At 74.5% G+C, this 19,347-nt stretch carries 19 protein-coding genes; 12 read left to right on the top strand and 7 right to left on the bottom strand.

Going from position 1 to position 19,347, the window contains the following annotated elements; translation table 11 throughout:
- The first annotated feature begins 167 nt into the window (after nucleotides 1-167).
- A complete protein-coding gene (locus tag ACFZAU_RS08670; RefSeq protein WP_500551563.1) occupies nucleotides 168-653 on the top strand; it encodes a hypothetical protein in 486 nt (161 codons plus the stop codon).
- A gap of 33 nt (nucleotides 654-686) precedes the next feature.
- Nucleotides 687-1,682 carry a phosphotransferase family protein gene (locus ACFZAU_RS08665; RefSeq protein WP_500551562.1) on the top strand — a complete coding sequence of 332 codons (996 nt, stop codon included), beginning with the start codon at nucleotides 687-689 and terminating at the stop codon, nucleotides 1,680-1,682.
- 53 nt (nucleotides 1,683-1,735) lie between these two features.
- Here ACFZAU_RS08665 and ACFZAU_RS08660 read toward each other — a convergent pair whose 3' ends face one another.
- On the bottom strand, nucleotides 1,736-2,305 hold the full coding sequence (locus tag ACFZAU_RS08660) for a hypothetical protein (protein ID WP_500551561.1): 570 nt from the start codon (nucleotides 2,303-2,305) through the stop codon (nucleotides 1,736-1,738).
- Nucleotides 2,306-2,420: 115 nt separating this feature from the next.
- On the opposite strand from ACFZAU_RS08660, the gene ACFZAU_RS08655 reads away from it, so the two are divergent.
- Nucleotides 2,421-3,152, top strand: coding sequence for a DUF429 domain-containing protein (locus ACFZAU_RS08655; protein WP_500551560.1), 732 nt, complete (start codon nucleotides 2,421-2,423; stop codon nucleotides 3,150-3,152).
- Nucleotides 3,153-3,183: 31 nt separating this feature from the next.
- Here ACFZAU_RS08655 and ACFZAU_RS08650 read toward each other — a convergent pair whose 3' ends face one another.
- On the bottom strand, nucleotides 3,184-3,612 hold the full coding sequence (locus tag ACFZAU_RS08650) for an ATP-binding protein (protein WP_500551559.1): 429 nt from the start codon (nucleotides 3,610-3,612) through the stop codon (nucleotides 3,184-3,186).
- Nucleotides 3,612-4,514, bottom strand: coding sequence for an MEDS domain-containing protein (locus ACFZAU_RS08645; RefSeq protein WP_500551558.1), 903 nt, complete (start codon nucleotides 4,512-4,514; stop codon nucleotides 3,612-3,614). Before ACFZAU_RS08645 ends, ACFZAU_RS08650 begins: the two co-directional genes overlap by 1 nt.
- 661 nt (nucleotides 4,515-5,175) lie before the next feature.
- On the opposite strand from ACFZAU_RS08645, the gene ACFZAU_RS08640 reads away from it, so the two are divergent.
- Both ACFZAU_RS08640 and ACFZAU_RS08635 read left to right on the top strand, forming a co-directional pair.
- Complete coding sequence (locus tag ACFZAU_RS08640; protein ID WP_500551557.1) at nucleotides 5,176-9,093, top strand: Pls/PosA family non-ribosomal peptide synthetase; 3,918 nt, start codon at nucleotides 5,176-5,178, stop codon at nucleotides 9,091-9,093.
- A complete protein-coding gene (locus ACFZAU_RS08635; protein WP_500551556.1) occupies nucleotides 9,090-10,454 on the top strand; it encodes a M1 family metallopeptidase in 1,365 nt (454 codons plus the stop codon). The genes ACFZAU_RS08640 and ACFZAU_RS08635 overlap by 4 nt, the downstream gene beginning before the upstream one ends.
- A gap of 154 nt (nucleotides 10,455-10,608) precedes the next feature.
- Here the strand turns inward: ACFZAU_RS08635 and ACFZAU_RS08630 are convergent, their stop codons facing one another.
- From ACFZAU_RS08630 to ACFZAU_RS08620, 3 genes are all read right to left on the bottom strand, one after another.
- The gene (locus ACFZAU_RS08630; protein ID WP_500551555.1) at nucleotides 10,609-11,049 is read right to left on the bottom strand and encodes a protein-tyrosine phosphatase family protein; all 441 of its coding nucleotides are present in this window, start codon (nucleotides 11,047-11,049) and stop codon (nucleotides 10,609-10,611) included.
- Nucleotides 11,039-11,764 carry a hypothetical protein gene (locus ACFZAU_RS08625; protein ID WP_500551554.1) on the bottom strand — a complete coding sequence of 242 codons (726 nt, stop codon included), beginning with the start codon at nucleotides 11,762-11,764 and terminating at the stop codon, nucleotides 11,039-11,041. Before ACFZAU_RS08625 ends, ACFZAU_RS08630 begins: the two co-directional genes overlap by 11 nt.
- A gap of 79 nt (nucleotides 11,765-11,843) precedes the next feature.
- Nucleotides 11,844-12,071 (bottom strand): hypothetical protein, encoded by a 228-nt coding sequence (locus ACFZAU_RS08620; protein ID WP_500551553.1) that lies wholly within the window; start codon nucleotides 12,069-12,071, stop codon nucleotides 11,844-11,846.
- A gap of 555 nt (nucleotides 12,072-12,626) precedes the next feature.
- Between ACFZAU_RS08620 and ACFZAU_RS08615 the strand changes: the two genes are divergently transcribed.
- Nucleotides 12,627-12,929, top strand: coding sequence for a hypothetical protein (locus tag ACFZAU_RS08615; RefSeq protein ID WP_500551552.1), 303 nt, complete (start codon nucleotides 12,627-12,629; stop codon nucleotides 12,927-12,929).
- A 32-nt stretch (nucleotides 12,930-12,961) separates the two neighbouring features.
- Here the strand turns inward: ACFZAU_RS08615 and ACFZAU_RS08610 are convergent, their stop codons facing one another.
- Nucleotides 12,962-13,540: a hypothetical protein gene (locus ACFZAU_RS08610; protein ID WP_499606343.1), complete on the bottom strand. Its 579-nt coding sequence runs from the start codon at nucleotides 13,538-13,540 to the stop codon at nucleotides 12,962-12,964.
- Nucleotides 13,541-13,646: 106 nt separating this feature from the next.
- On the opposite strand from ACFZAU_RS08610, the gene hemL reads away from it, so the two are divergent.
- From hemL to ACFZAU_RS08580, 6 genes are all read left to right on the top strand, one after another.
- Complete coding sequence (gene hemL / locus ACFZAU_RS08605) at nucleotides 13,647-14,960, top strand: glutamate-1-semialdehyde 2,1-aminomutase (RefSeq protein ID WP_499606344.1); 1,314 nt, start codon at nucleotides 13,647-13,649, stop codon at nucleotides 14,958-14,960.
- Nucleotides 14,957-15,631 carry a histidine phosphatase family protein gene (locus ACFZAU_RS08600; protein ID WP_500551551.1) on the top strand — a complete coding sequence of 225 codons (675 nt, stop codon included), beginning with the start codon at nucleotides 14,957-14,959 and terminating at the stop codon, nucleotides 15,629-15,631. Before hemL ends, ACFZAU_RS08600 begins: the two co-directional genes overlap by 4 nt.
- A gap of 263 nt (nucleotides 15,632-15,894) precedes the next feature.
- Nucleotides 15,895-17,217, top strand: a complete 1,323-nt coding sequence (locus ACFZAU_RS08595; RefSeq protein ID WP_500551550.1) for a polysaccharide deacetylase family protein — start codon at nucleotides 15,895-15,897, stop codon at nucleotides 17,215-17,217.
- Nucleotides 17,218-17,307: 90 nt separating this feature from the next.
- The gene (locus tag ACFZAU_RS08590; protein WP_500551549.1) at nucleotides 17,308-17,880 is read left to right on the top strand and encodes a type 1 glutamine amidotransferase domain-containing protein; all 573 of its coding nucleotides are present in this window, start codon (nucleotides 17,308-17,310) and stop codon (nucleotides 17,878-17,880) included.
- Nucleotides 17,881-17,967: 87 nt separating this feature from the next.
- Nucleotides 17,968-18,585, top strand: a complete 618-nt coding sequence (locus ACFZAU_RS08585) for a TlpA family protein disulfide reductase (protein WP_500551548.1) — start codon at nucleotides 17,968-17,970, stop codon at nucleotides 18,583-18,585.
- 1 nt (nucleotide 18,586) lies between these two features.
- Nucleotides 18,587-19,345 (top strand): cytochrome c biogenesis CcdA family protein, encoded by a 759-nt coding sequence (locus ACFZAU_RS08580; RefSeq protein ID WP_500462389.1) that lies wholly within the window; start codon nucleotides 18,587-18,589, stop codon nucleotides 19,343-19,345.
- Nucleotides 19,346-19,347 lie beyond the last annotated feature (2 nt).

Genomic DNA, 19,347 nt, shown 5'->3' with positions numbered 1-19,347 from the left:
GGGGAACGTGGGGCCTGAGCGTACGACGTGAAGATGAGATTGCCATATGAAAGTGGCCCGGGAACAGACCAGGCGTGTAGGGGTTGCGGCACCCGGCGTGACGGGTGTAGCCGCACGCCCCCGGAATACGGGTGCGCCGGGGCCGCGCCGCGCCCCAGGATGGCGTCATGACAGACCCGCTGTGGGACGACGTGGCCGACGTCTTCGACCCGGCCGACATGGGCCGGCTGCCTGATCTGTACATCCCTGGCGTCGGGGTGGCCGAGTGGCAGGCCCTGCTCGACCTGGTCGTCGACCGTGGCTGGTGGTACGCGTACGACGAGGGCGGCCGCGTCCTGCCCCTGCCCACAGCCGCGCGGGTCCTGGCCCGGCCGGCCGACGCCGAGGCGCCGAACCTGTGCGTCCGCGTCGGCCCGGGACCCGGGTTCCTCGCGATCTTCCGCTTCCTGTCCGACGAGGTGATCGACTTCGACGTCGACCTGTACGAACTGCGGGACCAGGAAGGGCTGGACGCCTTCTGCGGCTTCCTCCGGGCGATCGGCCGCCGCCTGGACAGGACCGTCTTCCTGTGCCCGGAGGGAGGCGGCGAGGAGGTGGCCGTCCTGTGGTACGAACCGGGCGCGGACCGGATCGCCGTCCGGCACGACCGGTGACAGCGTGGGAGCGCTCTCCTAGCATGCGGGGGCATGAGGAGCCTGACCAAGCGTGAGCTGTCCGTCGGCCAACTTGCCGCCCTGCTGCGGGAGTCGGCGGGACTGGACTGCAGCGTGGAGGCCGAGCTGACCGACGGCTGGTTCAACGCCGCCTACCGGGTGCGGCTCGACGACGGGCGTCCCGCGGTGGTGAAGATCGCCCCGCCGCCGGACGCCGACGTGCTGCGCTACGAGCGCGGCATCATGGCCACCGAGGTCATGGCGCACCGCCGCATCGCCGCCCTCGGCGACGTGCCGCTGCCGGAACTGCTGCACGCGGCACCGGACTTCATGGCGCTGTCGGTCCTGCCCGGCACCGCCTGGGACAAGGCGGCCGACCGCATCCCCGCGGACCGGCAGGCAGCGCTGCGCCGTGAACTCGGCCGGATCGTGGCGCGGCTGCACACGCTCGCCCCGGAGGACGGCCGGTACGGCTACCCGGCCCCCGAGGCCGGACTGTCGGCGGCCGACTGGCCGACGGCGTTCGCCGCCATGGTGGACGCGATGCTGGAGGAGGCCGGGCGCCGGGGCATCCCGCTCGGCGTCGCCCCCGGCGAGGTCCGCGCGCTCGTCGCGGAGGGCGCGGACGTCCTCGCGGAGGTGACCGAGCCGCGGCTGGTCCACTTCGACCTGTGGCCCGGCAACGTCTTCGTCGCCGACGACGGCTCCGCCGTCACCGGACTCATCGACCACGAGCGGGCCTTCTGGGGCGACCCGGTGGCCGAACTGGTCTCCCTGGCCCTCGGCGGCGACGCGGGCCCCGGCAGCGACCTCGTCGCCGGCTACCGGGAGGCGGGCGGCACCCTGGACTTCGGGCCCTCTACGCTGCACCGGCTGGCCCTCTACCGGGTCTACCTGGGCCTGATCCTCGTCGTCGAGTGCGGTCCGCGGGGCTACCCCGCCGACCACGCCGACCACGTCCGCGGCGTCCTCGGCGGGTGGCTCGCGGAACTCGGGACCGTGACGCGGGACGAGGTGTCCGGGGCCTGAATCCCCGGCCGAAGCGGCGGACATCGCCTGGGCCGAGCCCCCTTCGGTCGGAGCTACCCCGCGGCGTTCGTGGGCTGTTCCACCACGTTCCGGCCGCCGAGCGGCGCCACCCTGCCCGACGGGTCCGCCGGCTGACCGGGCGTCAGCCCCGGGCCGGACGCCGGGAGGGACGACGGGGCGGAGGCGGTGTGGGTGGTGGTGTGCGCCGAGGTGGTGTGGGCCGAGGCGTGGCCGGCCGCGTGGGCGGAGGTGTGGGCGGAGGTGTGCGCCGGGGCGGTGTGCGGGGTGGGGGCCGCGTGGGCGCCGCCGGACTGCTGGGCGGTGCCCGGGGCGATCGCCATCGGGGCGGCGGGGGGCACCGCGGCGGTGACCGCGCGGGTGGCCTCGGTCTTCGGGTGCTCGTCCTTGTCGGGCGCGTGGCTCACCCCGAACCGGGTCCGCAGGTGGTGCCCGGCCGCCTCGTCGAGGCTCACGGGCCGCTGCAGCCGCACCGCCAGCCGGCTCGCCTCACGGCCCAGCGCCGCGAGGTCCTCCCACCGCAGGTGCACGACGAGGGGCAGTTCCGCCTCGCCGTCGGGGAGCGCTTGGAGGCCCTGGAAGGGGACGTTGCTCTGAGTGTTCATCGGCCGGTCCTCACCGTCGGCTGCAGTGCGGTACGCCAGGGGATACGCACCCCGGCACCGGAACGTTCAGCCCGCGCCCGCGCGGCGCCCGCCGCGCGGCGGGGATGATGGGAGCGTGCGCACCCTCGGCATCGACCTCGCCGCGAGCCCCCGGACGACCGCGGTCGCGGTCGTCAGCTGGCCCGGGGACGGCACGGCCGCCGTCGCCCCGCCGCTGCTCGGCTGCGCCGACGACGTGCTGGTGGACCTGCTGTGCGGCCTGGAACCGGGGGAACGGGCCGGGGTGGACTGCCCCTTCGGCTGGCCGATCCCCTTCGTCGAGGCGGTCGCCGCCCACGCGGCGGGTACGCCCTGGCCGGGGCGGGGCACCGACAGCACCGCCCACCGGGCGACCCTGCGCCACCGCCGCACCGACATCCTCACCCACGAGGAACTCGGCGGCCGGTGGCCGCTGTCCGTCGCCTTCGACCGGCTCGGCGCCACCGCCGCCCGCTGGGCCCACCTCGCCGACGAACTCGCCGCCCATGGGCGGCCGGTGGCCCGCGACGGGTCCGGCCGGATGGCCGAGGTGTACCCGGCGGCGTCCCGCAGACGGTGGGGCCTGGGACCCGAGCGTTCCACCGCGGAACTCCTCGCGGCCGCGCCCTGGCTGCGGTGCGGGCCGGCCGAACGCGCCGCGTACGACGCCAGCGAGCACGCCTTCGACGCCCTGATCGCCGCCCTGGCCGCCCGCGCCGTCCAGCGGGGGCTCACCCGCGCCCCGTCCGGTCCCGAGCAGGTCCGTGCGGCCGGCGTCGAGGGCTGGATCCACGTCCCGCACGCGGCCACGCTGCCCGGCCTCCCGTAGCGTCCCCCGTCCCGCTGCGGGCGCGGCCGGTTCAGTGGAGGCGGATCGCCAGGGTGACGACCGCGCCGACCGGTCCCGGACCGATGGTGAGGCGGTCGGTGACCAGGCGGGCGAGCCACAGGCCGCGTCCGGGGCGGGAGTCGAGGCCCGGGAGCAGTTCCGGGATGACGGCGGCGTCGAAGCCGGGGCCGTGGTCGGCGACCCGGCACTGCACCTCGCCGTCGGTCCGGCGCAGCATCAGGCGGCCGCGGCCACCGCCGTGGACGATCGCGTTGGAGGCCACCTCGTTCACCGCCAGGACGAACTCCCCGCGGCGCGCGGCCGGGAGGCCCGCCCATGTCGCGAACTCCTCGGTCAGCACCCGCAGCCGGGGCAGGGCGCCCTCCGCGAAGTCGCGCTCCAGCCAACAGCCGTCGGTGGCCGGCTCGCCGGCGGACGGTTCGCGCAGCTCGTCCAGCATCAGCCGCTCACCTCGATCAGCGTCAGCCCCGGCAGGGACGGCGCGCCCAGCCTGCGCAGCAACGTCAGGTGGAAGGCCGAGCAGCGGACCTCCACCCGCACCCCCCGCTCCCCGGCGGCGGCCACCAGCGTCAGCAGCTCCGCCGCGCATCCCACGTCGAGGAAGTACAGGTCGCGCAGGGCCAGCACGAGCCGCCCGCCCTCCGCGGTGCGGCGCAGCGCGTCCCCGACCGCGCCGCGGAACCGTTGCCGCGTGCTCAGGTCGGCCTCGCCGAGCAGCCGCAGCAGGCCCTCGTCGCGCGTCGCGTGGAGCGCGCCGAGCCGGGTCAGCAGGTTGCGGGGGTGCGCCTGCGCCATCGCGTCGAGCACGTCCCCGGTGAACCACCGGCGGTCGTAGGCGCAGACCTCCGCGTACGGGCGTCCGGCGAAGAGGTGCTCGGCGTGCGTCTCGCGGTGCACCATCGCGTCGATGGGCGCGCCCATGTCGCGCACCCAGTGCATGTCGATGTACGCGCGCAGGCCCGCGTACCCGTCGCGGACGGCGCGGTCGGTCTCCTCGGCGAGCCGGCCCTGCTGCCGTACGGCGGTGAAATCGCGGTCCGGGCTCACCAGTTCGCGCATGCTGCTCAGCACGAGCTGTCCGCGCCGCCGCGCCGACCGCACCCACACATCGGCGTCCCCGGCCCGCCCGGCGTCGTCGGCCGGCCCCAGGTGCGCCAGCACCTCCCGGTCCGGCACGCCGGGGGCGGCGAAGACCATGACCCGCTCGCCCGCCGCCAGGCCGAGCCGGGCGAAGGCGGCCAGGACGTCCCAGCGTGTGTCGTCGCCGTCGTAACTGACGAACGCGTGGTCGCCGGAGCGCATCCGCTGCACCGGCACGACCCGCACATCCGCGGCAGGCATCCGTGCTCACCCCCAGGTTTCCGAGCTGCCGAGGCTAGGAGCGCGCGGGGCGGGACCGCCAGGCGGGACCGACTCTGCCCGGGATCGCGCGGGGAGCGACCGCGGGTACGCCGGAGCTGCCCGTAAGCGCCCGTCCGTCAACGCGATGTGACGGGCGGGTGATCACCGGGCCCGGTCCGGCCGTCCCGGGGGCGTCACCCGGATGCGCCGTGCGGGGGATGTGCCGCTCCCCGCCGGTGGTCCCGTGGGTGCCGGGAGGGCCGGACCGGACGCGCGAGGAGGCGGTTTCCGGCGCCCCGCGGGGGCCCGGCACGCTGTGAGAGGGACCACTTGCCCTCTTTTCGACAGGCCGCGGGGATTAAGCCCCGGTAAACTGCCTGTTCGCCATATGTGACGCCAGGTGGGAGGACCCGTCGCCCGTCCGTCCGGGACGGCCGCGGTACGGGACACCGGGCGTACGCGGAACGCGGGGACGAGCCCGCGCGCAGGGACGCCGTGGTCCCCGGCCGGCCGGCCGAAGCCACCCGGCACCGCAGTGGTCCTGAGCCTTTGGAGGGTTTGACATGCGTCCGTCTCTGGCCGTGAGCGACCGGAACACGATGCCCCGCACGTCCGCCGCCGCGCCACCCACCCCCGGCTCGCCCGAGCCGGGGAGCGCCGTATGACGCTCGTCGAGTCGCCCCTCCCGCTCCGGGAGGAGCCCGCGCCCGCGGGCGTCACCGGTGTCCTGTGCGCACCCGGTCCCGCCCCGGCGCTCTTCCGGGCCGGCGACGCCGCCCCCGAGCGCACCCTGCTCGGGGTCCTGGCCGCCACCGCCCGGGCGCACCCCACCGCGCCCGCCGTCGACGACGGCACCACGACGCTGAGCTACCGCACCCTCGCCGCCGCGACCGAGCGCCTGCGCCGCCGCCTGGCGGAGGCCGGCATCGGCGCCGGCGACCGGGTCGGCGTACGGGTCCCCTCGGGCACCGCCGACCTGTACGTGGCCGTGCTCGGCGTGCTCTCCGCGGGCGCCGCCTACGTCCCGGTCGACGCCGAGGACCCCGAGGAACGCGCCCGTCTGGTCTTCTCCGAGGCACAGGTGTGCGCGGTCATCGGCGAGCACCTCACCATCACCCCGTACGCCGAGCCCCACGGCACCGTCGGCCGCCGCCCCGGCCCGGACGACGACGCCTGGATCATCTTCACCTCCGGTTCCACCGGCAAGCCGAAGGGCGTCGCGGTCACCCACCGCTCGGCCGCCGCGTTCGTCGACGCCGAGGCCCGGCTCTTCCTCGCCGAGGAGCCGCTGGGCCCCGGCGACCGGGTGCTGGCCGGGCTGTCGGTGGCCTTCGACGCGTCCTGCGAGGAGATGTGGCTGGCGTGGCGGCACGGCGCCTGCCTGGTGCCGGCGCCCCGCTCCCTCGTCCGCACCGGCCTGGACCTCGGCCCGTGGCTGGTCGAGCAGGGCATCACCGTCGTCTCCACCGTGCCGACGCTGGCCGCGCTGTGGCCCGTCGAGGCGCTGGACGACGTCCGTCTGCTGATCTTCGGCGGTGAGGCCTGCCCGCCGGAACTGGCCGAGCGTATGGCCGTCGAGGGCCGCGAGGTGTGGAACACCTACGGCCCGACCGAGGCCACCGTCGTCGCCTGCGCCGCCCAGCTCACCGGCGAGGGCCCGGTCCGCATCGGGCTGCCCCTGGACGGCTGGGAACTGGCCGTCGTGGACGCCCACGGGGAACCGCTGCCCATGGGCGCGACCGGCGAGCTGGTCATCGGCGGCGTCGGACTCGCCCGCTACCTGGACCCCGCCAAGGACGCCGAGAAGTACGCCCCGCTGCCCGCCCTCGGCTGGGCCCGCGCCTACCGCAGCGGCGACCTGGTCCGCGCGGACCAGGAGGGCCTGGTCTTCGTCGGCCGCGCCGACGAGCAGGTCAAGCTCGGCGGCCGGCGCATCGAACTGGGCGAGATCGACGCGGCCCTGCAGGCGCTGCCCGCCGTGGCCGGCGCGGCCGCCGCCGTGCGCACCACCAAGGGCGGCAACCAGATCCTGGTCGGCTACGTCGCGGTCACCGAGGACTTCGACCAGGCCGACGCGCTCGCCCGGCTCCGCGAGGCGCTGCCCGCGGCGCTCGTCCCGCTGGTCGCCGTCGTGGACACCCTGCCCACCCGGACCTCGGGCAAGGTCGACCGGAACGCGCTGCCCTGGCCGCTGCCGGGGCTGGACGTGCCCGCCGCGGACCTCGCCGGCACCCAGGGACTGCTCGCCGGGATGTGGGGCGAGATCCTCGGCGCCCCGGTCACCGGGCCCGACGCCGACTTCTTCGCGCTCGGCGGCGGCAGCCTGACCGCCGCCCGCCTCGTCTCCCAGCTGCGCACCCGCTACCCCGCGGCCGCCGTCGGCGACATCTACCAGCACCCCACCCTCGGGGCGCTCGCCGCCCGCCTGGACGAGGCCGACGCGCGCCGCACCGCCGCGCGCCCGGTACGGCCGGTGCCCCGGCGGGCCGCCGCCGTCCAGCTGCCGCTGATGCTGCCGCTGCTCGTCCTGGCCGGTCTGCGCTGGGGCGTCGTGGCCGCCGCCATCGGCAACGCGCTGCTCCTGGCCGGCCCGCTCCCGTGGGTCCCGGCCGTCTCCTGGTGGTGGGTGCTGGCCGGCTGGGCGCTGCTCATCAGCCCCGCCGCCCGGGTCGCGATCTCCGCCGGCGGCGCCCGGCTGCTGCTGCGCGGGGTGCGCCCCGGCACCTATCCGCGCGGCGGGGCGGTGCACCTGCGCCTGTGGGCCGCCGAACGCCTGGCGCAGGTCAGCGGCGCCGTCAACCTCACCGGTGCCTGGCTGAGCCACTACGCCCGCGCGCTGGGCGCCAAGGTCGGCGACGGCGCCGACCTGCACTCGCTGCCGCCGGTGACCGGCATGCTCAAGCTCGGCAAGGGCAGCGCCGTCGAGCCCGAGGTCGACCTGTCCGGGCACTGGCTCGACGGCGACCTGCTGCACATCGGCAAGATCCGCGTCGGGGCGGGCGCCACGGTCGGCTCGCGCAGCACCCTGCTGCCCGGCGCCCGGATCGGCAAGCGCGCCGAGATCGCCCCCGGCTCCGGCGTCGTCGGCGCGGTCCGGGCCGGGCAGCGCTGGGGCGGCGTGCCCGCCGTCCGCACCGGCAAGGCCGCGCACCGCGGCGGCGACGCCCGGCCGCCACGGCGGCTGCGCTGGGCGGCGGCGTACGAGGTGACCGCCTTCCTCCTGGAGCTGCTGCCCGCGGTGTCGGCGCTGCCCGCCCTGCTGGTGACGGCCTGGTTCCTGCACGGCGCCGGCGCCGCGCCGCTGTCCGCCGCGCTCGCGGCCGTCCCCCTGGCCACGCTCGCCTGGCTGCTGACGTACGCCCTGCTGGTGCTGGCCGGGGTGCGCCTGCTGGGCGTCGGGCTGCGCGAGGGTCACCACCCCGTGCACGGCCGCGTGGCCTGGCAGGCATGGACGACGGCCCGGCTGATGGACCGGGCCCGCGCGCACCTGTTCCCGTTCTACGCCAGCCTGCTGACGCCGGTGTGGCTGCGGGCGCTCGGCATGAAGGTCGGCCGCCACGTGGAGGCGTCCACCGTCCTGGCGCTGCCCACGATGACCACCGTCGGCGACGGGGCCTTCCTCGCCGACGACACCATGGTCGGCAGCTACGAGCTGGGCGGCGGCCGGATGCGCATCGCCGAGGCCCGGATCGGCAAGAAGGCCTTCCTCGGCAACTCCGGTATGACCGCCCCCGGCCGCTCGGTGCCGAAGAACGGCCTGGTCGGCGTGCTCTCGGCGACGCCCAAAGGCGCCAAGGCGGGCAGCTCGTACCTGGGCATGCCGCCGATGCGGCTGCCCCGGGTCCCCGAGGAGGGCGACCGCAGCCGCACCTTCGCGCCGCCCCGGCGGCTCGTGCTGGCCCGCGCGGCCGTCGAGCTGTGCCGGATCGTGCCCGTGATGTGCGCGGTCGCGCTGGTGGTGCTGGTGCTCGCCGGGTACGCGGCGGTCGCGGGCCGGTACGGGCTGCCCGTGGCGTTCGCCGCCGGCGGGGCGCTGCTCGCGGGCGCCGGGGCGGCCGCGTGCGCGGTGGCCGTGGTGATGAAGTGGCTGCTGGTCGGGCGGGTGCGGGCGGGCGAACGCCCGCTGTGGAGCTCGTTCGTGTGGCGCAACGAACTGGCCGACACCTTCGTCGAGGTGCTGGCCGTGCCGTGGCTGGTCGGCGCGGTCGGCGGCACCCCGCTGATGAACCTGTGGCTGAGGTGCATGGGGGCGCGGATCGGGCGCGGCGTATGGTGCGAGACGTACTGGCTGCCGGAGGCGGACCTGGTCCGGGTCGGGAACGGCGCGACCGTCGGCCGCGGCTGCGTGGTACAGACACACCTGTTCCACGATCGGATCCTGCGGATGGACGAGGTCGTCCTCGGGGAGGGCGCGAGCCTGGGCCCGCACGGCATCGTGCTGCCCGGCGCGACCGTCGGGGCCCGGAGCGCCATCGGCCCGGCCTCGCTCGTCATGCGGGGCGAGGGCGTGCCCGAGGGCACCCGCTGGCTCGGCAACCCGATCTCCGCCTGGCACACAGAGGGGGCCCGCACAGGGTGAGCAACGGCAAGCGCGTGCGTGGCGGGGCCGCCGTCCCCGCCACGCCCGGGGCGGAGGTGTCCGCGGACCCCTACTTCCCCGAGCACGGCAACGGCGGCTACCGGGTCACCCACTACGACCTGGAACTGGACTACCGCCCGGCGGCCAACCGCCTGTCGGGCCGGGCCCGGATCTCCGCGGTGGCGGACCGGGCCCTCTCCGCGTTCAGCCTCGACCTGGGGGCGTTCCGGCTCGACCGGGTCCTGGTCGACGGGCGCCCCGCCCGCTACACCCACCGCGCGGGGAAGCTCCGCGTCAGGCCCGCGAAGGCGCTGCCCGAGGGCCCGTTCGCGGTCGAGGTCCGCTACGTCGGCAACCCCAGGCCCGTCCGCTCCCGCGACTGGGGGGAGCTCGGCTGGGAGCAGCTGGAGGACGGCGCGCTCGTCGCCAGCCAGCCGATCGGCGCCCCGTCCTGGTTCCCCTGCAACGACCACCTCGGCGACCGGGCGGGCTACCGGATCACGGTGACCGCGCCCTCGCCGTACACGGTCGTCGCCAACGGCGGCCTGGAGTCGTACCGGGTGGGCGCCTCCACGACGACCTGGGTGTACGACCAGCCGCGGCCGATGCCGCCGTACCTGGCGACCGTGCAGATCGGCCAGTACGAGCTGATCGACCACCTTGGCGGCCCGCTGCCCCAGCCGGCCGCCGTACCGCCGCGCCTGACCGCGGACTTCGCCCACGACTTCGGGCGCCAGCCGCGGATGGTGGAGCTGTTCACCGAGCTCTTCGGGCCCTACCCCTTCGACGAGTACGGGGTCGTGGTGGTCGACGAGGAGCTGGAGGTGCCGGTCGAGGCGCACGGGCTGTCCGTCTTCGGCCGCAACCACCTGGACGGGCGCCGCGGTTCCGAACGGCTCGTCGCCCACGAACTCGCCCACCAGTGGTTCGGCAACAGCCTCGCCCTCGCCGACTGGCGGCACATCTGGCTCAACGAGGGCTTCGCCGCGTACGCGGAGTGGCTGTGGGCGGAGTCCTGCGGCGAGATGACCGCCGCCCGCAACGCGGCCCGTGCGCACGCCCGGCTCGCCGCCCAGCCCCAGGACCTGCGGCTCGCGGACCCCGGTGTCCGGCGCATGTTCGACGACCGGGTCTACAAGCGCGGTGCCCTGACCCTGCACGCGCTGCGCACGGTCATGGGCGACCCGGCGTTCTTCCGGTTGCTGCGGGCCTGGACCGCGGCCCACCGCCACGGGACCGTGACCACCGGGCAGTTCACCGCCCTGGCGCAGGAGCACACCGACCGGCCGCTGGAGGCGCTGGTCTTCCACCCGTGGCTGCACGGGACGCGGCTGCCGCGCCTGCCGGCCGGGGGAGCGTGAGCGACGTGCGGGAGGCCGGGGGAGGGACGGCCGCCCGCCCTCGGGCCGGCTGCTCTCGGGCCGGCTGCGCGAAGCCGTGGGCGCGAGCGCCGCGCACGGGGCAGCGCCCCACCACGACCGGCGTCCGGCGCGGTCCGGGCGCCGGCCCGCGCCGTCAGCCGAAGCGCGACACGTAGCGGCGCTGCCAGGGCGTCTCCACCGCGCGCCGGGCGTAGTGCTCGCGCACATAGGCGACGGCCTCCCCGGACGGCACCCCGTCCAGCACCGCGAGGCACGCCAGGGCCGTCCCCGTACGGCCGACCCCGCCGTGGCAGGCGACCTCCACCCGCTCGTCCGCCGCCCGGCGCCACGCCCCGCGCAGCGCCTCCGCGGCGGCGGCCCGGTCCGCGGGCAGCCGGAAGTCCGGCCAGCGCACCCAGTGGGCCTCCCAGGCCGTCTCCGGGGGTTCGTGGCCCAGCAGGTACAGCCCGAACCCGGGGAGCGGCCCGGCGGGCAGCGGATGCCGCAGACCCCGTCCGCGCACCAGCCGGCCCGACGGCAGCCGCAGCACCCCCGGTGCGCCCGGCTCCCAGCCGGCGGCGGGCTCAGCGCTCATGGCCGCCGCACGCAGCGGGGTAGAGCACGGCGCCGGTCAGGCCGCCGTCGTCCGCGGCGTCCACCCGTAGGCCGGACAGCCGCAGGCAGGCCTCGGCGGTGGCGTCCACAGGCGGGCACTCGACGCCCACGGCGGCGACCTCGGTCACCGAGCCGTCGTGGTGGAGCTCGCCGGTGGAGGACGGCGCGGGCAGTCCGCCCTGGAGGGTGCCGAGGGCGACGACGTCGCCGCCGGACGTGCCGGATGCCTCACGGATGTCGAAACGCCAATGGGCGTCGCTCGCTTTGAGGAGGTATTTCCCGGACCTCCCGTATTCCGCCAGGGAATCCCCACGGGCGCGGACCAGTTCGGCTATCGCGCAGCACAACGGGGCGTCATGTCCGGCCGCCGTGCGGAAACGGCTGAATTCGGCGAGCGGCGCGGACCGCATCGCGCGGTCGAGCAGGACGACCGCCGACTCCCGTGCGTGCGGATGGCCGTGCTCGGCGATGTCCAGCAGGAACGGAGCCGCGACGACGGCGCCGGGAAGCACCTCCCCGGTACGTCCGCGCAGCAGGGAACTGCTGGTCAGGGCCTCCACCGCGGAGGCGACCGAGTCGAGGTCGCGCGCGGCGGCGAGTGCCCTCAGGCCGTCCCGGGCGTCCTCGGTCCGAGGGCGCGGCCGCGGCGTGGGAATGTCATTCCAATTGACGGCGTCGATCTCGGTGAGCAGCATCCGCACATGATTCCACCCGCTCCGGAATCTCGGGGTTCCGCATGCGGGACAGACGTTCGAGCGGCTATCCTCCGCCGCCTCAGGCGGTATGACGCAGATACAGCGCGCCGCAACTGTGGCAGAACGGCTGCGCCTGCGGCGTCCCCCACACGTCCTCCGCCTGCACGGCCGCCGCGGGGGACAGCTCCCGCCCGCACAGTCCCGTCGCGGCGCCGTCCTCGACCATGTGCCACGCCCGCACCGGGCCGTCGCCGGCCGGGCCGCCGTTCTCGGTGTCGTACTCCGCACGCATCTCGTACACCGGCATCGTGGTGCCTCCGGGTGGGTCATGTCCTTTATCTGGTAGCTGGTCCAGTATGTCCGGGCCCTGCGCCTCCGGTGATCGCCGCCACGCCGGGGGTGGGCGGGCCGTGGCCGGCGGGGCCGGGTGGGCGGTCCAACGCGCCTGCGGTTCCGGCGGGTTCGGCCCCGGTGGACGGCGCCCCTCCCTCGCCCCGTGTCGCCGGCGCGTTCCGAACGGCCCGGCCCCGGGGGCGCCCCGGCGTGACCGGTGGGCGGCGGACCGTCACCGACTTCGTCACCCTTCGTGAGCGGAGAAGTTCCCACCGCATGAATGAAGTCCGAAATTAGGGGATTTCACCTATGTATTGACTGCGGGGAGTAATGGAACCTAAGGTTCATGTCAGAGGGTGACTCCTAGGAGCCGCATCCCGTCCGACAGTTCAGGTCCGTGATGGTGCGTCCGCCCCCAGAGGCCCGGGCGCACCTTCCGTCGCACCGGTGCCACGCGCACCGTCGGTGCGACCCGCGCACGGTCGTACGCGACCGGCGCCGACGTTTCCGCACCTCGAAGGGAACGACCATGCGCGTCCAGAGCATGACCATCCGCCGGGTCGCCGCAGCGGCACTGGCGGCACCGATCCTCGCCCTCGTCGGAGCCGGTGCGGCCGGCGCGGCGCCGCAGCAGGCGGCTCCCGCCTCGCACCAGTCCGTCGTCTCCCACGGGGACGGCTGCCGGGGCTACGGCGACTGGGGTTACGGGTGGCGTTACAACCACCACTTCCCCAACGACTGCGGCTACGGCTACGGCTATGGCTTCGGAGGTTACGGCGGCTACGGCTACGGCGACCGCTACGACGACGGCGTCGTCGTGGTGGTGCTGTAACCCTCAGTGAACCCGCGTCCGCCCGGCGCCCGTCACGGCCACACCAGGCAGTAGAGCTGGTGCCCGCTCTCGTGGCAGCGCTGGGCGAAGTCCTGCCACTCGTGCAGCATCTTGTAGATCACGAACGCGTCCCGGGGGCCACGGCGGTCGGGGACGGTGGACCAGATGAACGCGGCGGCGCCGAGGGCCTCCTCGTCGGCCTTGCGCAACGGCTCGACGACGGAGTGGGGCAGTTTGACGACGGCGTAGTCGGGATGGAGCACGACGAGTTCCAGCGGCGGGACCTTCGCCGGGGGTATGCCCTCGATCCCGGTCAGCACCATCGCGGCCATCGTCTCCGGCTTGACCTTCGTGTACATGCCCTGGCCCAGCTCGTCGCCGCCCAGTTCCTCGGGCCGCATCGAGATGGGGACCCGCGCGGCGGTCGCACCATCGGGTGCGCCGAAGTACTTGTAGGTCACCCCCACTCGGCCACCCCTGCTCCCGCTTTTCTCAACGGCCATGTCGCGCTCTTTCGGCGGCCGGCGGCGCCGACCGGTGGGGCGGGCGTGCTCCGCGTCGGGGTCGTCCGCCCCGCCGCCCACGTCACCGCGTTCGCCACCGCGCTGCATTCCACTACCCGACCATCCGCAGACCCAACCGCGCAACCCGATCATCGTCTCAGATGCACGGTCGATACCTCGTCGCGCAACGCCCGGCATTTGAGAGCATGTGCTTGTGAGCTATCCGTACGCCTACGAAGCGCCAGTTTCTCAGACCTTGTTCGATCGAGCAGCCGCCGTGACCCCTGGTGGGGTGAACAGCCCGGTACGCGCCTTTCGTGCGGTGGGCGGTACGCCCCGGTTCATGGTGTCCGGATCCGGTCCCTACCTGAAGGACGCGGATGGTCGCGAATACGTCGACCTCGTCTGCTCGTGGGGGCCGATGATCCTCGGCCACGCCCACCCCGAGGTGATCGCCGCCGTGCAGGCGGCGGTTGCGCGGGGTACGTCCTTCGGCACGCCCGGTGAGGGCGAGGTGGAACTCGCCGAGGAGATCGTGGCGCGCGTCGCGCCGGTGGAGCAGGTGCGGCTGGTCTCCTCCGGCACCGAGGCCACCATGTCGGCGATCCGGCTGGCGCGCGGGTTCACCGGCCGGGCCAAGGTGATCAAGTTCGCGGGGTGTTACCACGGTCATGTGGACGCGCTGCTGGCCGCCGCGGGTTCCGGCGTTGCCACTTTCGGGTTGCCCGACACCCCCGGGGTGACGGGCGCGCAGGCCGGCGACACCATCGTCCTCCCCTACAACGACCTCGAGTCCGTACGGGCCGCGTTCGCCGCGCACCCCGGCGAGATCGCCTGCGTGATCACCGAGGCGTCGCCCGGCAACATGGGCGTCGTGCCGCCGGCGGAGGGCTTCAACCAGGGCCTGGCCGACCTCTGCCGGGAGAACGGCGCGCTGTACGTCTCCGACGAGGTCATGACGGGCTTCCGCGTCTCGAAGGCCGGTTGGTACGGCATCGACGGCGTCCGCCCCGACCTGATGACCTTCGGCAAGGTGATGGGCGGCGGCTTCCCCGCCGCGGCGTTCGGCGGCCGTGCCGACGTGATGGCGCACCTCGCGCCCGCCGGCCCGGTCTACCAAGCGGGCACGCTCTCCGGTAACCCGGTGGCCACCGCCGCGGGCCTGGCCCAGCTGCGGCTGCTGGACGACGCGGTGTACGGGACGGTCGACTCCGTCGCCGCGGAGGTGTCGGGCCTGGTCTCCGCCGCGCTCGCCAAGGAGGGCGTGGCGCACAGCCTGCAGACTGCGGGCAACATGTTCTCGGTGTTCTTCACCGAGCGGCCGGTGACCGACTACGACGAGGCCAGGAAGCAGGAGGCGTTCCGCTTCACCGCCTTCTTCCACTCGATGCTCTCCCAGGGCGTGTACCTGCCACCCTCCGCCTTCGAGTCGTGGTTCGTGTCGTCGGCGCACGACTCGGCCGCCCTCGAACGCGTCGCCGCCGCCCTGCCGGCCGCCGCCCGCGCCGCCGCGGAGGCCACGGCATGAGCGAGATCACGGTCGTCCACCTGATGCGGCACGGCGAGGTGGAGAACCCCACCGGCGTCCTCTACGGGCGCCTGCCTGGCTACCACCTGTCCGACCTGGGACGGAAGATGGCCGACCGGGTCGCCGAACACCTCGCGGGCCGCGACATCCGCCACGTCGTGGCCTCCCCGTTGGAGCGCGCCCAGGAGACCGCGGCGCCGATCGCCGCGCTGCTCGGTCTGGACGTCGCGAGCGACGAGCGGCTGATCGAGGCGGACAACGTCTTCCAGGGCAAGACCTTCGGCGTCGGCGACGGCGCGCTCAAGCGTCCCGCCAACTGGAAGCACCTGGTCAACCCGCTCCGGCCGAGCTGGGGCGAGCCGTACGTGGACCAGGTCGTCCGCATGACGGCCGCGCTGGAGGCGGCCCGGGACGCGGCCCGCGGCCACGAGGCGGTGTGCGTCAGCCACCAGCTGCCGATCTGGATCGTGCGCAGCGCCGTCGAACAGCGGCGCCTGTGGCACGACCCGCGCAAGCGGCAGTGCACGCTGGCGAGCCTGACGTCCTTCACCTTCGAGGACGACCGGATCGTCTCCGTCGGCTATGCCGAGCCCGCCCGCGACCTGGTCCCGGCGCACCTGCTGGCCGGGGCGAAGCCGGTCAAGGGCGGCAGCAAGGGCTTCGGCGCGTAGGCAGCGCCCGTCGGGCTCCCCGGGCCAACGGCCGGGGAGCCCGCCGGCGCGGGCCGGACCCGAAGCGACGGGACGACGCCTTCCTCCCGCAGGCTCAGGTCACGGAAACGGGCTCCTACCGGCACACCCCGTGACGCCCGCCGTCGCGCGGCCCGATCCGTGCCCGTCCCGGTGAAATACCGCCCGCCGGGAAGGAACCCGTCGCGTGCGCACGGCATCTAGGGCGGTGAGGCCGAGGCGAGGTACGGGAATTGAGGCGCGGAATGCGGGACATCAGCCGACGAGGAGTGCTGGGCCTGGCGGCCGGAGCGGCCGCCGCCGGGCTGGCGGGCTGTGCCGGGGAGGGCGCGGGCGGACGGCACGCCGGCGGGGCGTCCACGCCGTCGTCGTCGCCCTCCGCGAGCAGCACGCACGGGCGGCCCTCCCCGTCCCCGTCGGTGCGGACGATAGGCGACGGCTCCACGGCCGACACCGGGCCGCAGCCCCACCAGCCCGTGGTGGAGCGCCTGGAACCGGGGCAGACGCCGCCGCAGTTCGTGATCTTCTCCTGGGACGGGGCGGGCGAGCTGGACAACGGCCTCTTCGCACGGTTCCGGAAACTCGCGGTCGAGCACGACGCGAAGATGACCTTCTTCCTCTCGGGCGTCTACCTGCTCCCCGAGTCGAAGAAGAGGCTCTACAAGCCGCCGCGCAACCCCGTCGGCGCCTCCGACATCGGGTACCTCACCGACGCCCACGTCCGCGCCACCCTCGAACAGCTGCGGCTGGCGTGGCTGGAGGGCCACGAGATAGGCACGCACTTCAACGGCCACTTCTGCGCGGGATCCGGCTCGGTGGGCCGCTGGAGCCCGGCCGACTGGCGCAGCGAGATCGACCAGGCCGTGGGCTTCGTGGAGAACTGGCGCACCCACACGGGGTTCACCGACCTGCCGCCGCTGCCCTTCGACTACCGCAAGGAGCTCGTCGGCGGCCGCACCCCCTGCCTGCTGGGCCAGCGTTCGCTGCTGCCCACCGCCGCCCGCCTGGGCTGGCGGTACGACGCCAGCGGGCCGGGCGGTCTGCAGGTGTGGCCGGGCAAGAGCCACGGGCTGTGGGACCTGCCGCTGCAGGCGGTGCCCTTCCCCGGCCGCTCCTTCGAGGTGCTGTCGATGGACTACAACATGCTGGCCAACCAGTCGGTGAACTCCACCCGCGGCAACCCCGCCCACTACCCGGCGTGGAAGCGGCAGGCCCGCGACGCCTACCTGGCGGGCTTCAGCCGGGCGTACGGGAGCAACCGCGCGCCGCTGTTCATCGGCAACCACTTCGAGCAGTGGAACGGCGGGATCTACATGGACGCCGTCGAGGACGCGCTGCGGCGCATCGCCGACCACCGGGACGTACGGCTGGTGTCCTTCCGCCAGTTCGTGGACTGGATGGACGCGCAGGACCCGAAGGTCCTGGCCAAGCTGCGCACCCTCGGGCCGGGGCAGCGCCCGGCGGGCGGCTGGCGCCGCTTCCTCGCGCAGGAACGTTCCTCCGGGTCTCCTTCCTCCGGGTCCCCTTCCTCCACCCTCTCCCCTTCCGCCCCCTCCTCTCCCTCTTAGCCCCTCCATCCGTTTCGTCCCGATGGCGGCGGGCAGGCGAGGCGGTGAGCGGGAACGCCCCGCAGCGCCGGACCGAGGAGGAGGGAAGCCATGCCCGCGACCCTGCACGGGAGGAAGATCGCCTTCCTGGTGGCGCCGGAGGGCGTCGAGCAGGCCGAACTCACCGGCCCGTGGGAGGCCGTACGCGAGGCGGGCGGCACGCCCCGGCTGATCTCCACCCGCCACGGCCGGGTCCAGGCCTTCGAGCACCTCGACCGGGCCGCCACCTTCCCCGTCGACGACACGCTCGGGGAAGTGATCGCCGCGGACTTCGACGCACTGGTCCTCCCCGGCGGCCTGGCGGGCCCCGACCTGCTGCGCACGGACGCCGACGCCGTCAGCTTCACCAGGGACTTCTTCACCGAGGGCCGCCCGGTCGCGGCGATCTGCCATGCGCCGTGGCTGCTCGTGGAGGCCGGCGTCGTGCACGGACGCACCCTCACCTCCTGGCCCAGCGTGTGCACCGACGTCACCAACGCCGGCGGCACCTGGCTCGACCAGGAGGTCGTGGTCGACTGCGACGGCCCGAACGTGCTGGTCACCAGCCGTGGGCCCGGTGACCTCAAGGCCTTCCAGGACGCCCTGGTGGAGGAGTTCGCGCAAACGGCCGGGAGCGCCGATTAGCCGTCGCTTACTTGGGGCATTTGCCGCTTTCGGCAAAGCTGTCGGGGGTGCGCAAGATCGCACCAGGCCTCATGCGAAACTTTTCACATGAGTCCTACGCGCGCCCTCCGACGCCGTCCGCTCCGCGGTGCCGCGGCACTCGCCGGGGCAGCCGCGTTCGCGCTGGCCGGCACGGCCTGCTCCACCTCCACCGCGTCCTCCAACGGCACCGGCTCCGGGACCAACTACGTCGGCGGCACCGGCGAGATCTCCACCGTCGACCGGGGGCACCGGGTGGCCGCACCGGAGCTGAGCGGGAAGTCCGTCGAGGGCGCCCCGCTCAGCCTCGCCGACCACAAGGGCAAGGTCGTCGTCCTCAACATCTGGGGTTCGTGGTGCCCGCCCTGCCGGGCCGAGGCGCCCCACCTGGCCAAGGTGGCGAAGGAGACCGAGTCCCAGGGCGTGCAGTTCCTCGGCATCAACACCCGGGACCTGCAGACCGCCCAGGCCAAGGCCTTCGAGAAGGAGTTCGCCATCCCCTTCCCGAGCTTCTACGACCCGTCCGGCGACCTGGTGCTGCGCTTCCCCAAGGGCAGCGTCAACCCGCAGGCCATCCCCTCCACGCTGATCATCGACCGCCAGGGGAAGATCGCGGTGCGCGCCCTGAAGGAGCTCGGCGCCGACGAGCTGCACGAGGTCCTCGACCCGGTGATCGCGGAGAAGTGACGTGAGCGCACTCGCCGCCGGCGCCAACCAGACCGTGATGAACGGCGCCCTGCTCGCCGCCGTGCCGATCGCCCTCCTGGGCGGCCTGGTCTCGTTCTTCTCGCCGTGCGTGCTGCCGCTCGTCCCCGGCTACCTGTCGTACGTGACCGGCGTCACCGGCACCGACCTCGCCGAGGCCCGGCGCGGCCGGATGCTCGCCGGCGCGTCGCTGTTCGTCCTCGGCTTCACCGCCGTCTTCGTCTCCGGCGGCGCGCTGTTCGGCAACTTCGGCTGGACGCTGCAGGAGCACAAGGCGGTCATCACCAAGGTGCTCGGCGCGCTCACCATCGTCATGGGCCTGGCGTTCATGGGCCTGGTCGGCGGCATCACCCAGCGCGAGTTCCGCTTCCACCGCAGGCCCACCATGGGCCTGGTGGGGGCGCCGCTGCTCGGCCTGCTGTTCGGCATCGGCTGGACCCCGTGCATCGGCCCGACCCTGGCCGCCGTCAACACCCTCGCCTTCAACGAGGCCAGCGCGGGCCGCGGGGCTCTGCTCACCGCTGTCTACTGCCTCGGCCTCGGCCTGCCGTTCATACTGGCCGCCGTCGCCTTCCGCCGCGCGCTCGGCGCGTTCGGCTGGGTCAAGCGCCACTACGTGTGGGTGATGCGGATCGGTGGTGGCATGCTCGTCGCCGTGGGCCTGCTGCTCGTCACCGGCGTGTGGGACCACATCGTCTACCAGATGCAGATCTGGTCGTCCGGCTTCACTCCAGGGATCTGATC

Source organism: Streptomyces sp. NPDC008238 (assembly GCF_042956445.1).
Lineage (GTDB): Bacteria > Actinomycetota > Actinomycetes > Streptomycetales > Streptomycetaceae > Actinacidiphila.
The sequence above is the reverse complement of the archived record's forward strand: the minus strand, read 5'-3'. Positions and strand labels throughout refer to the sequence as shown.